The organism is Duganella sp. AC917 (assembly GCF_979258245.1).
In genome coordinates this window covers 85,789-100,830 of sequence record NZ_OZ409848.1, presented here as the reverse complement: position 1 = coordinate 100,830, position 15,042 = coordinate 85,789, and the positions used below count along the sequence as shown (strand labels likewise).

The following is a 15,042-nucleotide window of genomic DNA, read 5'->3' as shown; positions in this document are numbered from 1 at the left end:
GCGTCGGGCACAACATCGTACGCGCGATCAGTTGAACAGGCTTTTGAGGGCGTCGTTGAGTTTGATTTTCTTCGGCCCCTGTTGCGAGGCGGGTTGCTGTGCGGGTTGCTGTGCGGGTTGCTGTGCGGGTTGCTGTGCCGCCTGCTGTCCCGGCGCCGCCTCATCGGCCAGTTGCGGCGCGCCGGCCACCAGCCAGCGCTGGGCATCGGCCGGCACCTGCGCCACGCTGTCGCGCCCAAACGCCTGATTCATATAGGCCGCGTCCATGTTGAGGTGGTTGTTGATCACCGTGCCGTCCTCGCGCACCATCGACGGCGTGCCGCGCACCGGCGCGCCGGCCACGCGCAAAATCTCCGTCAAGTAAGTGCGTTGCGCATCGGCCGTCTTGGGGTCGAACGCGCACTGGCGCGACTGCGCCGGCGCCTTGAGCGTGCTCCAGTAGGTTTTCCAGGCGGCCGCGTTGTCGTCGGCGCACCAGATCTTCGACACCGTCTGCCACTGCGCCATGCCGCCGGCGTCGATTTTTTTCAAGCCGGACGGCAGCACATAGAACGTCGTGTTGACCTTGTTGCCATACTTGGCGAATTCCTGCTCGAAGCGCTGGCAAAAGCCGCAATCGACCGCCGACAGCAAGATCAGCTTGCGCCCGCCGCCATCGCCGTAGCTCACCTTGATCAGCTTGTCGTAGGCGATGGCGTTCATCACTTCGCCGCGCCATTCGGTGACCTCGGCCGGCGTCATCTGGCGCATGGTTTCACCGGCCCTGGCCGGCATCACCTTCATGCCGGTGTAGTCGCCGCGCAAGGTGCCCGCCTCGTTGATGTAGCCGGCGAAACCGCCACTGCGATCGAACATCGCGTACATGCCTCGGATCAAGGTCGGCTCGACCCGCACGTCCTTTTCGGTCAGGCCGATGCCCAACCCCGCGCGTTGCAGATTGCCGAACAGATTGTGCACGGCGGATTGCCCGTCGGCATGGGCCGGCGCGGCCGCCGCCAGCGTCGCGGCCAGCGCGGCGGCCGTAAAACCCCTGAATGCAACCCCTGTCGACAACTTGCGCATGGCGAATCCCCAATTAATTGAATAAATTCAATTATTGCATAGGTAACAAAAGGTTGTCATCCGATACACATCGTGGGTTGGCTTCAGGCGAGGTAGCGGCTGCTCCAAACGGCGATCAGGTCGGCCACGTAGACGGCGTCGTCGCGCCGGGTCAGCAGGTGGTCGGCGCTGTCGAGCGAGACGAAGCTTTTCGGATGCTTGGCGGCCGTGAAGATATCGACCGCGTTGCTGATCGGCACGGTGTCGTCGCCCGGCGCGTGCATCACCAACAGGGCGCGCCGCAGCGCCGCGATCTTCAGCTTCAGATTGTGCTCGCCGGCGTCCTCGACAAACTGGCGCTTGATGCGGAACGGGCGCCCCGCCAGCTGCACCTGGGCTTCGCCGTCGCGCGCGATCTGGTCCAGGTGCGCGCTGAACAGGCCGGTCACATGGGACGGGTCGCTGGGCGCGGCCACCGTCACCACGGCGGCCACCTCCGGCATGCGCTCGGCCGCGGCCAGCACAGCCGCGCCGCCGAGGCTGTGGCCGATCAACAGGCGCGGCGCCGCGTGGCGCGCGCGCAAAAAATCGGCGGCGGCCACCAGGTCGGCCAGGTTGGACGAAAAATTGGTGTTGGCGAACTCGCCCTCGCTCGCGCCCAGGCCGGTGAAGTCGAAGCGCAGCACGGCGATGCCGTGGGCGGTCAGCGCCTGGGCGATGCGGCTGGCCGCAAACACGTCCTTGCCGCACGTGAAACAGTGGGCGAACAAGGCATAGGCCCGGATGGCGGCGTCGTCGCCGTCGGGCGCGTCGAGGCGCGCGGCCAGCATCGCGCCGTCGGCGCCGGGGAATTCCTGCCGTTGTGATCGCATGTGGGCTCCCTGATGAGTTCCGCCAAGAATACAGCAAAGCGGCGCGCCGCAGCGGCCGGCCGGGTCACCCGAACAAGCCGTGCAAATACCAGCGCGTGACGGCCTCGGCGTCGTTGCCGCCGCGCTCGCGGTACAACCAGTAATGGGCGTGGTCGGCCCCCTCGGCCATGAAATAGTCGCGCGTCTGCATCTCGGCCCACCAGCCGGCCTCGATGCGCTCGCCGGTCGAGACGATCTTCAGCGGCGAGCCGTAGAACGGCCTGTGCTCGCGCATCAGCAAGGCGATCGGCTTGGCCAATAGCCACGCCGGACGCGGCAAGCCGGGCATGTCCGGCGGCAATTGCGCGCGGGCGTCGGCCGGGCGGATCTTGTCGTGCACGCCGACCCAGGCGTTGGCGTGCTCGGGCCGGTAATCGGCGCGCGGCGCCGCCTGCAGCACGTTGTCCGGCCCCAGCCGCGCGGTCAGCAACTCGAGCAGGCGCTGCCAGTCCTCCTTGCTGCCGCCCGGCTCGGGAAACAGCGACTCGCTCGGCGGCGCCATCGGCCGCACCTGCGGCGCCTCCAGGCACAGGCCGATCACCGGCGCCTCGAGCGTCAGCTTGGCCAGGCGTTCCTTGAGCAGGCGCACCAGATGCTCGTCGCGCCACGTCGGCGCGGCCAGCACCACCTCGATCGCCGTGGGCGCGCGCGCCACCCGGCCGCGCTCGTGCTCGAGCAGCAAGACGATGCGCTCGACGGCGAACTGGTGGGCGCTGAGCCACCCGGTCAGCTGCAGCAGCAGCCGGTGCGCGCCGCACAGCAGCGCCTCGGCGTTCTCGACCCGGTCGAACAACTCGAGCTTGGCGCGGAAACTGGCCGGCGCCGCCAGCCATTGGTGCATTTCGGGCCGCTCGCCGTGGGCGTCGTCGAGCATGTCGAGCAAGGCGCGCCCGCAGCGGCGCTGCAGGCCCGGGCGCGGCAGCGCGCGCGCCGCGCCCACCGTCAGGCAGCCGATGCCCTCGAGCCAGGCCAGGTAGGGCCGCGCCGGCGGCAACAGGCCCAGCGGCAGGCGCGCCAGGCGCCGCACCATCGTCTCCATCGTCAGCGCGCGCCCGGCATTGGCGCGCGCCAGCAGCCAGGCGCCGCGCGCGCTCGGCGCGCAACTGAGCACGGCGGTGAAGCCGAGCGCGCGCAGGCTGGCGGCGATCCGCCGGCACAGCGCGCGCACGCCGCCGAACAGGCGCAGGCTGGCGCCCACGTCCAGCAGCAACGTGGCCTCCTCGGCGCGCGCCAGTTGCGGCGTGAACTGCAGCAGCGCCATCGCCGCCGCCTGCAGCGCCTCGGCCTCGCGCTGCGGCGCGCGCTGCTGGAAGCGCGCGTGTGGCGCCAGCATCAGCGCGCCGCCGCGCCGCATCGCCGCTTCGACGCCGGCCGCGCGCGCCGCGTCCGACATCGCCGCCACCCGCTCCTGCTCGAGCACGACGGTGCAATTGTCGTCAGACCAGCGCGGGCAAAACACTTCGAGCGGCAACCGTGGCAGGTGCAGGGCGATCCAGAGGCGCATGGCGTTGTAGTAAAGAAGGCGTTAAAGGTAAAAACAAGGGGGTGTCCCGCTGCGGCCCGCGCCGCTTGACGAAACCGATGTCGACGCCGCCGGCGGCGGCCGTCAGCGACAGGCGCAGCGGCGCCGGCGATGCGTCCTGCGCGGCCGCCAGCGGGCGCAGCATGCAAAACAGCGTGTCCGCGCTTTGCGCGGCCAGGTGCAGCCGGCGCAACGTTTCGCCGCGCGCGTGGGTCTGCCACATCAGCAACGCGCCGCAACAGCCGCTGCGCAGCACTTGCTCGGCCGCCCACAAGGCGTCGCCGCCGCCCTTGCCATGGGCCGCGCCGCCGCGGATCCAGATCAGCTGCGACGGTTCGATCCCCAGCGCGGCCAGCGCCAGCGCCTGCGGCGCGTGCGGCGGCTGCAACAGCACGATGGGACGCTTGCCCAGCCCGGCCAGCGCCGGGCGCAGCAATCGCAGCTCGCCGATGCCGGGCTGCTGCACCAGCAAGTCGATCAGGGTGCCCAGCGGCCAGCCGCCGCCGGGCAACTGCGCCGACAGCGCGGCAAAACCGGTGTCGACGCAGCGCGTGGCGCTGTGCGCCAATTGCGACGCCCGCCACAGCGACGGATGGACGGTTTCGGGCGCCATGGCGGCGGCGGCCGCAGTGGCGGAGGCAGAGGCAGAGGCAGAGGCAGAGGCAAGGAGACTCATGGTTTCACGAGCGCATTGTAGCGCAAATACTGTATAAATACACAGTACTATCTGCACCCGGTTTTGGCAAGGCTAAATATGTATGGCGCGCGGCATGCTGTAACATGACGTTAAAGAAACATCACCAGGAAACTATTTTGAACACGATACAACTGGTGGGCGCGGTCCTGTTCGGACTGGCCCTGCTGCACACCTTTGCCGCCAAATCGTTCGAGCGGCTGTCGCACCGCTACCCGCGCCATGCCGGCCTGTTCCACCTGCTGGGCGAGGTCGAGGTGGTGTTCGGCTTCTGGGCATTCATCTTGATCATCGCGATGGCCTTGCTCGACGGCGGCGCCCAGGCCGTCGCCTACGCCGAAACGCGCCACTACACCGAACCGCTGTTCGTCTTCACCGTGATGGTGGTGGCCGCCTCGCGCCCGGTGCTCGACATCGTCGGACGCGTGCTCGGCGCCATGGCCCGGGCGCTGCCGGTGCGCACCGAACTGGCATTGTCCTGGTTCGGCCTGGCCCTGGTGCCGCTGACCGGCTCGCTGATCACCGAGCCGGCCGCGATGACCCTGGCGGCGCTGATGCTGGCGCCGCTGGTGTTCCGCGACGGCATGCCAGAATGGCTCAAATACGGCGCGCTCGGCGTGCTGTTCGTCAACGTCTCGATCGGCGGCACGCTGACCTCGTACGCGGCGCCGCCGGTGCTGATGGTGGCGTCCACCTGGCAGTGGGACAGTACCTATATGGCGACCCATTTCGGCTGGAAGGCGGCGGTCGCCGTCGCGCTCAACGCCAGCGTGGTCTGCTGGCTGCTGCGCCCGCACCTGCGCGCGCTGGCCGAGCGCGCGGCCGCCACTGCCGCCGCCAGCGTCGACCAGCTGAGCCCGGCCCAGCCGCCGGTGCCGCCGGCCGTCACCGTCATCCACCTGGCCTTCCTGGCCGGCGTGGTGGTGCTCGGCCACCATCCGGTGCTGTTCTTGGGCATCTTCATGCTGTTCCTCGGCTTCACGACGGCGTATCAACGCTACCAAAACCCACTGATCATCAAGGAAGCCTTGCTGGTGGGCTTCTTCCTGGCCGGCCTGGTGGTGCTCGGCGGCATGCAGCAATGGTGGTTGCAGCCGATCGTCGAGAGCCTGTCGCCGCTGGCGCTGTTCTTCGGCGCGCTGGGCTTGACGGCCATCACCGACAACGCCGCTCTTACCTACCTCGGCTCGCTCATCCAGGGCATCTCGGCGCAGTCGCAATACATGCTGGTGGCCGGCGCGGTGGCCGGCGGCGGCCTGACCGTGATCGCCAACGCGCCCAACCCGGCCGGCGTATCGCTGCTGCGGCGCGGCTTCAACGACGCATCGATCGGCGCCGTCGGCCTGCTGCTCGGCGCGCTGGGCCCGACGATCATCGCGGCGGCCGCCTTCCTGCTGCTGTAGGACGGACGGTGCCGCGTGGCGGTACGTTGTCAAAAAAAGATGCCCGATCATCAAAACGATCCTATTATCTACAGCAATCTTTTACCCGCCAACTGTTAGAGACAGGATCGATGATGAAGACAACACCATGGAGTCGCCTGCTGCTGGGCGCAGCCGCCTGCCTGCCACTTGTCGCCCACGCGGCCGCGCCAGCGACCGACAGCGCGTTCGCCACACCGCAGCAGCGCGTCGACATCGGCGGGCGCAAGCTCAATTTGTACTGCAGCGGCGCCGGCAAGACCACGGTGCTGTTCGACGGTCCGGCCGGCGATGCGGGCTGGGCCTGGTTCAAGGTGCAACCGGAAGTGGCCAGGCACACGCGCGCCTGCACCTTCGACCGTGCCGGCTACGGCTTCAGCGACCCGGCCAAGCGTCCCAACACATCGCAAAACGTGGTCGAGGACTTGCACCAGGGCCTGGCCGCCGCCGGCATCCAGCCACCGTATCTACTGGTCGGCAACTCGATCGGCGGCGCCAACGCACAAGTGTTCGCCTACCGCTATCCGGACGAGGTCAAGGGCATGGTGCTGGTCGAACCGCAAACCGAGGACGAAACCAGCCGCACCAACAAGGCCTCGGGCGGCCTGATCGACAAGGTCTACGCGATGGTGGCCGCCCACAACGCGCAATGCCTGCGTGAAGCGACCAAAGGCTTCAAGCCGGGCGGCAAGGCCATGGCCGAATGCATCGGCGATCCGACGGACTTCTACGGTCCGGTGCTGGGCTCACAAGTGCTGGCGGCGATGAAGAAAAAGTCATACTGGACCACGGTGGTGAGCGAACACCAGGGCTTCGGCGCCAGCGACGATCAGCTGCGCGCCCTGCGCAAGCCATTCGGCGCGCTGCCGCTGCTGGTGCTCACGCGCGGCGTGAGCCCGTACGCCATTCCCGACCAGCCGCAAAGCGCGGTCAACAAGGCCATGGAGGATGAAAACGCGACGCTGCACAAGGAACTTGCGGCGCTGTCGAGCAAGGGCGTGCAACGGGTGGTGCCCGGCGCCCCGCACGCGATTCAAAGCGCGCAGCCGGCCGTGGTGACGGCGGCCGTGCTGGAGATGCTAAAACAAATCGACTAGGCGTACCGACGCCATCAGAACGGCGCGCCCTCGCGCTGGCGGCGGCGCGCCACCAGGCCCACGCAGGCCAGCAGCATACGGGGGTCAAGTCTGTCATTCGGACACGAGCTCAGCGGCGCCGTGGTTGTGTTCGTGTCCGAATGACAGACTTGACCCCCGCAGCTGTGTTCGTGTCCGAATGACAGACTTGACCCCCGCAGCTGTTGGGATCAGGCGCGCTGGTGGCGGTTGAAGAATTCCATCATCATCTTGCTGGCGTCCGGGCCGGCCTTGGTGTTGTAGGCCAGCGTTTCGTCGCCACCGCTCCAGGCGTGCTCGAGCTGCTCGATCTGGGCCACCCGCAGCAACAGTTTTCTGCCGTCGTAGAAGTCGTCGATGCGGTGGGCGTTGTGGCGACCGCCCCGCCCCTGCGACTTGAGCGTGGTCTTGGGCCGCGCCACGGCGCCGATGCCGTTGAGCGCCTGGCTTTGGCGGACGAGCTGGGCCTGATTGATCGGGCGCACCACGCTGTCGCCCTCTCCCTGGAGCAGTATCATCGGCATGCCGGGGAACGTCGGCTGGCGCATCAGCACTTCGCGCACCGCGACGTCCGCGCGCAGGCCGCCGCCGTGCTGCATGACGCCCAGCGCGCCGATCTGGCTGTGGCCGGCGCCGAACACCGGGCCGGAATGCATGCCGACGGCGGCGAACAATCGCGGGTGGTTGAGCGCGACGATGTTGGCCATGCCCGCCCCGGCCGAGATGCCGGCGATGTAGACGCGTTTGCGGTCGATCGGGTATTCCGTCATGACCTTGTTGACCATGCCGACGATCATCGGCACGTCGCCGCCGCCCTCCTGGGTGGCGCGGTCGTACCATTTCCAGCAGCGCTGCGCGTGCGCACTGACCGATTGCTGCGGATACAGCACGGCGTAGCCCATCTGCTCGGCCCACTGGTTCATGCGCGTGCCCTGCGCGAACTGGGTCGCGGTTTGCTGGCAGCCGTGCAGCATCACCACCAGCGGCAAGCCCTTGCGGGCCGCCTGTTCGGGGATATTGTTGGGCAGGTAGAGCCAGTAACCGAGGCGATGGGCGGGCGTGCCGACGCCGGCCGGCACCACATGGTGCGCGGCCAGCCACTTGCCCGGCGCCGGCGGAACGTGCGGCGCGGGCTTGGCAGCTTTGGCCGCGCGGGGTTTGACGGCGGCGGCGCCCGGCGCGGCCGCCCTCGCCGGCGCGACCTTGACCGGTTTGGCGGCCACCGGCGCGGCCTTGGGCTTGACCACCTTGGCCACCTTGGCCGCCGGCGCCCGTTTTCGCTTGGGCGCGGGCGGTGTGGCGGCCTTGAACAGCGCCGTCATCAGCTTGTTGACCGAACGACTCTGTCGTGTGCCGGTACGCACCAGACTACGCAGCAAACCAGCGGCACTTTTCATCGGATAGACCTCCTGTTGCTATAAAGTCTACCCCGAAAACCTCATCCGCTTGCGTTCGCCAGCTCGCTTACCGGCCCAACGGTGCAACATCAACGCAACATCGACTCCCACACCTTCTGCAAGCGCTTGGCCGACACCGGCATCGGCGTGCGCAACTCCTGGGCGAACAGCGACACCCGCAATTCCTCCAGCATCCAGCGGAATTCGACCATCTTCGGATCGGTGTTCTTGCCGGCCGACTTGTCCTTGTTGGCACGCTGGTACAACGCCGCCGCCGACTGCCATTCGGCCATGAGCTTGGCGTCGCGCGCCGGGTCGCCGCGCAGCTTTTCGATGCGCACGTTGATCGCCTTCAGATAACGCGGGAAGTGCGCCAGCTGGCTGTACTCGTTGTCCGACAAGAAGCGTTTATTGACCAGCGCCTGCAACTGCGCCTGCATGTCGGCGGCGGCGGCCGGCGGCAGCCCCTGCAAGCGCTTGGGCAGGCCATGGAACTCGGTGAGCACCTGCGACAACAGGCGCGCGATCTCGTTCACCAGCAGCACCAGGCGCGACTTGCCCTCGTCCTTGCGCTTGGCGAAACTGGCGGCATCGAGCGGCAACGGATCTTGCAGGCAGGCGATATCGAGCGCCTTGTTGATGATCTGTTCGCGCAGCTCCTCCTGGGTGCCCATGCTCATGAACTGCATGCCCATTTGCTGCAGGCCGGGGATGCCTTTTTCGATGAACTTGATCTGGTCCTTCATCTGCAGCGCGAACAGCCGGCGCAGGCCGATGCGGTGCGTGCGCGCCGCCACCGTCGGATCGTCGAAGACCTCGAGGTCGCAGTGCGTGCCCTTGTCGACCAGCGCCGGGAAGCCGATCAGGGTCAGCTTGCCCTGGACAATCTCCAGCAGCTCCGGCAGCTCGCCGAAAGTCCAACTGGTCAGGCCCGTCAGGGTGATGCCGCTGGTGGCGCTGGACGCTGCCTTGCCCGCGCCGTCCTTGCCGGACGCCGACGCCGGCGCGGCCGGGGTTTTGCCGCCGCCCGCGCGCGCGGCCGCAGGCGCCGGCGCCGATGGCGAACCGCCCCCGGTGCCCAGCGCCCGCATCGTCACGCCCTGGGTGCCGGACGTCTCGGCCATCTTCTGGAAGCTCTCGCGCGCCTGCGCGCCGAATTCGGCCTGCAAGGTGGCCAGGTTGCGGCCCATCTCCAGTTGGCGTCCGTGTTCGTCGATCACCTTGAAGTTCATGAAGTGGTGGGCCGGCAGGGTCTCCGGCTTGAAGTCGGTGGTCAGCACCGAGATCGTGATCTGCGAGCGGATGTCGGCGATGATCGCGTCGATCAAGTCGCCCCGGCCGAAGATGCCCGCTTCGTGCACGCGCTCGCAGAACTTGGCCGCGTAGTCCGGCAGCGGCACGCAGTGGCGGCGCAGCTTTTGCGGCAGCGATTTAAGCAGCAGGTGCACCTTCTCCTTCAACATGCCCGGGACCAGCCATTCGCAGCGCTCGCGCGGCAGCTGGTTGAGCGCGAACAGCGGCACGGCCATCGTCACGCCATCGCGCACGCTGCCCGGCTCGAAGTGGTAGGTCAGCGCCATTTCCAGCCCCGTCACCGACATCGTCTTCGGGAACAGGTCCGTGGTGACGCCGGCCGCCTCGTGGCGCATCAATTCGTCGCGGTTCAAATACAGTAGCTTCGGCTCGGCGGCGGTGGCGTCCTTGTGCCACTTCTCGAAGCCGGCGCCGTTGACCACGTCGGCCGGTATCAGCTTGTCGTAAAAGGCGGCGATCAGTTCATCGTCGACCAGCACGTCGAGGCGGCGCGACTTGTGTTCGAGGTTCTCGATCTCCTTGATCAACTTGTGGTTGTGGGCGAAGAACGGCGCCCGCGTTTCATAATCGCCGCCGACCAGCGCGTCGCGGATGAAGATCTCGCGCGCTTCGGCAGGATTATGCAGCGCGTAATTGATGCGGCGCTGGCTGTACACCACCAGGCCATACAAGGTGGCGCGCTCGGAGGCGCTGACCTGCGCGCCGCGTTTTTCCCAGCGCGGCTCGCCCCACGATTTTTTCAGCAGGTGGCCGCCGACCTTCTCCAGCCATTCCGGCTCGATGCGGGCGACGCAGCGCGCGTACAGGCGCGTGGTGTCGACCAGTTCGGCCGCCATGATCCACTTGCCCGGTTTTTTGAGCAGCGAGGAGCCGGGCCAGATATTGAACTTGATGCCGCGCGCGCCCAGGTAGCCGGCGCCCGGTTCGTCCTCGCTCTTGAAACCGATGTTGCCGAGCAGGCCGGTCAGCAGCGCCAGATGCAGGTTCTCGTACGTGGCGGGCGCCTCGTTGATGCGCCAGCCCTGCTCCTTGACGATGGTCAGCAGCTGCGAATGCACGTCGCGCCACTCGCGCAGGCGCAGTTGCGACAGGAAGTTGGTGCGGCAGTTGTCCATCAGCTGACGGTTGGTCTTTTTGTGCTCGATGGCGTTCTCGAACCACTGCCAGATCTTGATATAGCTGATAAATTCGGAGCGCTCGTCGGCGAACTTCTTGTGCGCCTCGTCGGCCGCCTGCTGGTGTTCCATCGGGCGGTCGCGCGGGTCCTGCACCGACAAGGCGGAGGCGATGATCAGCACCTCGTTCAGGCAGACGTTGTCCAGCGCGGCCAGGATCATGCGGCCGACCCTCGGATCCAGCGGCAGCTTGGCCAGCTTGTTGCCCAGCGCCGTCAGCTGGTTGTATTCGTCGACCGCGCCCAGTTCCTGCAGCAGCTGGTAGCCGTCGGCGATGGCGCGCGCCAGCGGCGGTTCGATGAACGGAAACGTCTCGACATCGGTCAGGTGCAGGGACTTCATGCGCAGGATCACGGAGGCCAGCGACGAGCGCAGGATCTCCGGTTCCGTGAATTTCGGCCGCAGCAGGTAGTCCTGCTCCTCGTACAGGCGGATGCAGACGCCGTCGGCGACGCGGCCGCAGCGGCCGGCGCGCTGGTTGGCGGCCGATTGCGCGATCGGCTCGATCTGCAGCTGTTCGACCTTGTTGCGGTAGCTGTAGCGCTTGACGCGCGCCAGGCCGGCGTCGACCACGTAGCGGATGCCGGGCACCGTCAGCGAGGTTTCGGCGACGTTGGTGGCCAACACGATGCGGCGCGCGTTGGTCAGCTTGAACACGCGCTCCTGCTCCTCGGCCGACAGGCGGGCGAACAGCGGCAGGATTTCCACATGCGGCGGGTGGTGCTTGCGCAGCGCCTCGGCGGCGTCGCGGATTTCGCGCTCGCCCGGCAGGAACACCAGCACGTCGCCGGAGCCCAGCCGGCACAGTTCATCGACGCCGTCGACGACGGCGTCCATCAGGTCGCGCTTTTCGCGGGCGGCGGCGGTGCGCTGGCCCTTGCCCTCGGCGTTGGCGATGGCGGCCGCGTTGCCGACCCGCTGCACGTCGCTCTCGATCGGGCGGTAGCGCACCTCCACCTTATACAGGCGGCCGGAAACCTCTATCACCGGCGCCGGCTTTTCCGGCGTGCCGAAATGGCGCGAGAAGCGCTCGGCGTCGATCGTCGCCGAGGTGATGATCACCTTCAGGTCCGGGCGGCGCGGCAGCAGCTGCTTGAGGTAGCCGAGCAGGAAGTCGATGTTCAGACTGCGTTCGTGCGCCTCGTCGATGATGATGGTGTCGTAGTTCTTCAGCAGCGGGTCGGTCTGGGTCTCGGCCAGCAGGATACCGTCGGTCATCAGCTTGACCGACGCGCCCTTGGTCAGCGTGTCGGCAAAGCGCACCTTGAAGCCGACCGTCTCGCCCAGCGGCGTGCCCAGTTCCTGGGCGATGCGCTTGGCGGTGGACGAGGCGGCGATGCGGCGCGGCTGCGTGTGGCCGATCAGCGCCTTCTGGCCCCGTCCCAGCTCGAGGCAGATTTTCGGCAGCTGGGTGGTCTTGCCGGAGCCGGTTTCGCCCGAGACGATGATGACCTGATGCTTTTGCAGCGCCTCGGCGATTTCGTGGCGGCGGCCGGAGACCGGCAAGTCCTCCGGGAACGTGATCGGCGGCAGCGGGTTGCGGAACGCGCGCTCGGCGGCGCGGGCGGCCTGCTCCTCGGGTGTCAGACGGGGCTTGGGCTCCCGGCGCGGCTGGGCGCGCGAACCGCCCTCGCCGTCGGGACGCGGCGCGCGCGCCTGCGGCGGACGGCCACCCTGGCCCGGCTGGCCGCCTTGGCGGGCCTCTCCCTGCGGACGCGGTCCGCCCTGCCCTTGCCGGGCGCCGGGCGCTTGCGGGGTGCGGGACGGGGCGTTGCGGGGGCTGCGGGGCTGGCCAGGCGTGCGGTTGTCGGCGGTTTTCGGTTTATTGCTGGCTTCTGACATTGTTTTTTACAAGATTGGAGCGCGGAACTCGCGCACCGAATTATAATGCGGCTAATGGAAAACCCTACCCAATTCGTCCAATGGCTGCGTTCCGTCGCGCCCTACATCCACGCCTTCCGTGGCAAGACCTTCGTGGTCGCCTTTCCCGGTGAACTGGTCAGCGCCGGCGCGCTGCAGGTGCTGGCCCACGATTTGTCGCTGCTGCACGCGCTCGACATCAACGTCACCGTGGTCTACGGCTCGCGCCCGCAGGTGGCCGAGCAGCTGGCCCTGCGTAACGTCGAGGGCCGCTTCCACAACGGCGTGCGCATCACCGACACGGCCGCCATGGAGTGCGCCAAGGAAGCCGCCGGCGAGCTGCGCCTCGACATCGAGGCCGCCTTCAGCCAGGGCTTGCCGAACACGCCGATGTCGAACGCGGCCATCCGTATCATTTCAGGCAACTTCATCACCGCCCGTCCGCTGGGCGTCATCGACGGCGTCGACCTGGAACTGACCGGCGTCACGCGCAAGGTCGACGCCGAGACGATCCACTCGATCCTCGGCTCCGACGGCCTGGTGCTGCTGTCGCCGCTGGGCTTCTCGCCCACCGGCGAGGCGTTCAACCTGACCATGGAGGACGTCGCCTGCAGCGCGGCCATCGCCTTGCACGCCGACAAGCTGGTATTCATCACCGAGACCGACATGATGGTCGACGCGGCCGGCACCGAGATCCGCGAGCTGTCGTCGCACCAGGCCGAGGCCGTGCTGCAGGCCGGCTTCCTGCCCGATTCAACCGCGTTCTACCTGAAACACTGCATCAAGGCCTGCGACAACGGCGTCGAGCGCTCGCACATCGTGCCGTTCGCGATGGACGGTTCGGCCCTGCTCGAGCTGTTCACCCACGACGGCGTGGGCACCATGATCTCGCACGAGAACCTCGAATCGCTGCGCAAGGCCACAATTGAGGACGTCGGCGGCATTATCAAGCTGATTGAGCCGCTGGAGGCCGACGGCACCTTGGTCAAGCGCGGGCGCGAGCTCATCGAGCGCGAGATCGATTATTTTTCCGTCATCGAACACGATGGCGTGATCTTCGGCTGCGCCGCGCTGTACCCGTTCCCCGAGCAGAAAATGGCCGAAATGGCATGTCTGACCGTCAACCCCGAGGTCCAGGCCCAGGGCGACGGCGAGCGCATCCTGAAGCACATGGAAAACCGCGCGCGCGCCATCGGCGTGACCAAGCTGTTCGTACTGACCACGCGCACGTCGCACTGGTTCCAGAAGCGCGGCTTCGTGCCGACCACGGTCGACTCGCTGCCGAAAGACCGTCAACGCATGTATAACTGGCAGCGCAAATCCCAGGTCCTGATTAAATCTCTATAATCACGGTTTATCGACAGTTTTAGGAGCAACACAGATGGCCCGCACCGTGCAATGCGTCAAACTCAACAAGGAAGCCGAAGGACTGGACTTCCCGCCGTACCCGGGCGAACTGGGCAAGAAGATCTACGAGACGGTCTCCAAGGAGGCGTGGGCCGCCTGGCTCAAGCATCAAACGATGTTGGTCAACGAGAACCGCCTGAACCTGGCCGACCAGCGCGCGCGCAAGTATCTGGCGCAGCAGATGGAAAAGCATTTCTTCGGCGACGGCGCCGACGCGGCCATGGGCTACGTGCCGCCGACCGAGTAAGCAACGCCAATATTACGGCTGGCAATACAAAACCCCCGGCGCGACCGGGGGTTTGTTTTTAGAACGTCAGTGTCTTGACGCCTTCGGCCGTGCCCAGCAGGCAGACGTTGGCGCCGCGCGCGGCAAACAGGCCCACCGCGATCACGCCGACGATCTGGTTGATCTTCGCTTCCAATGCCACCGGATCGGTGATGGCCAGGCCGGCCACGTCGATCAGCATGCCGCCGTTGTCGGTGATAAAGGCCTCGTCCGTGCCCGGCTTCAGGCGCAGCTTCGGCTCGCCGCCCAGCTTGGCCAGTTCGCGGGTGACCGACGCGCGCGCCATCGGCAGCACCTCGACCGGCAGCGCGAACTTGCCCATCACGTCGACCAGCTTGGAGCCGTCGGCGATGCAGACAAAACTTTTAGCCACCGAGGCGACGATCTTTTCGCGCGTGAGCGCTGCGCCGCCGCCCTTGATCATGGCGCCGCTGTGCGTGATCTCGTCGGCGCCGTCGATGTAGACGGCGATCTCCGGCACGTCGTTGAGGTCGAACACCGCGATGCCGTGGCCGCGCAGGCGGGCGGCGGTCGCTTCGGACGACGCCACGGCGCCCTTGATGTCGGCCTTGATCTTGGCCAGTTCGTCAATGAAAAAGTTGGCGGTCGAGCCGGTGCCGACGCCGATGATCTCGTTCTTGACCACGTAATCGATGGCGGCGCGCGCCACGGCTTGCTTCAGTTCGTCTTGAGTCATGATGATGCTATTTCTATATCAAAAGGGAAAGTGGTGTGGCCGCAAAGTGTGCCCGCAATGCCGCCATTTTAACGGATCGCCCCCGCCGCCCCGCTATTTCCGCTAAAAATTGCGCATGGACAACACCAACCCGGCGCCGGTGTAGCAGAGTTGCACATGGGCGGCGCGGACGGCAATAAGCTCGTCGTTGGCGCTGCCGAGT

At 67.0% G+C, this 15,042-nt stretch carries 11 protein-coding genes; 4 read left to right on the top strand and 7 right to left on the bottom strand.

The window, feature by feature from the left end:
• Positions 1 to 27 precede the first annotated feature (27 nt).
• The 4 genes from ACZ0BA_RS00425 to imuA all read right to left on the bottom strand — a co-directional run bounded on the left by ACZ0BA_RS00425 (position 28) and on the right by imuA (position 4,087).
• Complete coding sequence (locus ACZ0BA_RS00425; RefSeq protein WP_463449411.1) at positions 28 to 1,062, bottom strand: thioredoxin fold domain-containing protein; 1,035 nt, start codon at positions 1,060 to 1,062, stop codon at positions 28 to 30.
• An 83-nt stretch (positions 1,063 to 1,145) separates the two neighbouring features.
• Positions 1,146 to 1,913: an alpha/beta hydrolase family protein gene (locus tag ACZ0BA_RS00420; RefSeq protein WP_463449410.1), complete on the bottom strand. Its 768-nt coding sequence runs from the start codon at positions 1,911 to 1,913 to the stop codon at positions 1,146 to 1,148.
• A 64-nt stretch (positions 1,914 to 1,977) separates the two neighbouring features.
• Complete coding sequence (locus ACZ0BA_RS00415; protein ID WP_463449409.1) at positions 1,978 to 3,456, bottom strand: Y-family DNA polymerase; 1,479 nt, start codon at positions 3,454 to 3,456, stop codon at positions 1,978 to 1,980.
• Positions 3,389 to 4,087 (bottom strand): translesion DNA synthesis-associated protein ImuA, encoded by a 699-nt coding sequence (gene imuA / locus ACZ0BA_RS00410; protein ID WP_463449408.1) that lies wholly within the window; start codon positions 4,085 to 4,087, stop codon positions 3,389 to 3,391. Before imuA ends, ACZ0BA_RS00415 begins: the two co-directional genes overlap by 68 nt.
• Positions 4,088 to 4,287: 200 nt before the next feature.
• Between imuA and ACZ0BA_RS00405 the strand changes: the two genes are divergently transcribed.
• Both ACZ0BA_RS00405 and ACZ0BA_RS00400 read left to right on the top strand, forming a co-directional pair.
• A complete protein-coding gene (locus ACZ0BA_RS00405; protein ID WP_463449407.1) occupies positions 4,288 to 5,571 on the top strand; it encodes a putative Na+/H+ antiporter in 1,284 nt (427 codons plus the stop codon).
• Positions 5,572 to 5,684: 113 nt separating this feature from the next.
• Complete coding sequence (locus ACZ0BA_RS00400; RefSeq protein WP_463449406.1) at positions 5,685 to 6,686, top strand: alpha/beta fold hydrolase; 1,002 nt, start codon at positions 5,685 to 5,687, stop codon at positions 6,684 to 6,686.
• 209 nt (positions 6,687 to 6,895) lie between these two features.
• On the opposite strand, the gene ACZ0BA_RS00395 is transcribed toward ACZ0BA_RS00400, so the two are convergent.
• Positions 6,896 to 8,101: an extracellular catalytic domain type 1 short-chain-length polyhydroxyalkanoate depolymerase gene (locus tag ACZ0BA_RS00395; RefSeq protein ID WP_463449405.1), complete on the bottom strand. Its 1,206-nt coding sequence runs from the start codon at positions 8,099 to 8,101 to the stop codon at positions 6,896 to 6,898.
• Between the two features lie 89 nt (positions 8,102 to 8,190).
• A complete protein-coding gene (gene hrpA / locus ACZ0BA_RS00390) occupies positions 8,191 to 12,432 on the bottom strand; it encodes an ATP-dependent RNA helicase HrpA (protein WP_463449404.1) in 4,242 nt (1,413 codons plus the stop codon).
• A gap of 54 nt (positions 12,433 to 12,486) precedes the next feature.
• Here hrpA and argA point away from each other — a divergent pair, with 54 nt between their 5' ends.
• Positions 12,487 to 13,797 carry an amino-acid N-acetyltransferase gene (gene argA / locus ACZ0BA_RS00385; protein WP_315223018.1) on the top strand — a complete coding sequence of 437 codons (1,311 nt, stop codon included), beginning with the start codon at positions 12,487 to 12,489 and terminating at the stop codon, positions 13,795 to 13,797.
• A 34-nt stretch (positions 13,798 to 13,831) separates the two neighbouring features.
• On the top strand, positions 13,832 to 14,104 hold the full coding sequence (locus ACZ0BA_RS00380) for a Fe(2+)-trafficking protein (RefSeq protein WP_463449403.1): 273 nt from the start codon (positions 13,832 to 13,834) through the stop codon (positions 14,102 to 14,104).
• 58 nt (positions 14,105 to 14,162) lie between these two features.
• Here ACZ0BA_RS00380 and rpiA read toward each other — a convergent pair whose 3' ends face one another.
• Entirely contained in the window at positions 14,163 to 14,840 is a 678-nt protein-coding gene (gene rpiA / locus ACZ0BA_RS00375; protein WP_463449402.1) for a ribose-5-phosphate isomerase RpiA, read from the bottom strand.
• Positions 14,841 to 15,042: the final 202 nt, after the last annotated feature.

Bases quoted from the DNA above. Each gene is read 5' to 3' on its own strand.
- imuA (WP_463449408.1), bottom strand. From the start codon at position 4,087: ATGGCGCCCGAAACCGTCCATCCGTCGCTGTGGCGGGCGTCGCAATTG.
- ACZ0BA_RS00400 (WP_463449406.1), top strand. From the start codon at position 5,685: ATGAAGACAACACCATGGAGTCGCCTGCTGCTGGGCGCAGCCGCCTGC.
- rpiA (WP_463449402.1), bottom strand. From the start codon at position 14,840: ATGACTCAAGACGAACTGAAGCAAGCCGTGGCGCGCGCCGCCATCGAT.
- ACZ0BA_RS00425 (WP_463449411.1), bottom strand. From the start codon at position 1,062: ATGCGCAAGTTGTCGACAGGGGTTGCATTCAGGGGTTTTACGGCCGCC.
- ACZ0BA_RS00380 (WP_463449403.1), top strand. From the start codon at position 13,832: ATGGCCCGCACCGTGCAATGCGTCAAACTCAACAAGGAAGCCGAAGGA.
- argA (WP_315223018.1), top strand. From the start codon at position 12,487: ATGGAAAACCCTACCCAATTCGTCCAATGGCTGCGTTCCGTCGCGCCC.
- ACZ0BA_RS00395 (WP_463449405.1), bottom strand. From the start codon at position 8,101: ATGAAAAGTGCCGCTGGTTTGCTGCGTAGTCTGGTGCGTACCGGCACA.
- ACZ0BA_RS00415 (WP_463449409.1), bottom strand. From the start codon at position 3,456: ATGCGCCTCTGGATCGCCCTGCACCTGCCACGGTTGCCGCTCGAAGTG.
- ACZ0BA_RS00420 (WP_463449410.1), bottom strand. From the start codon at position 1,913: ATGCGATCACAACGGCAGGAATTCCCCGGCGCCGACGGCGCGATGCTG.
- hrpA (WP_463449404.1), bottom strand. From the start codon at position 12,432: ATGTCAGAAGCCAGCAATAAACCGAAAACCGCCGACAACCGCACGCCT.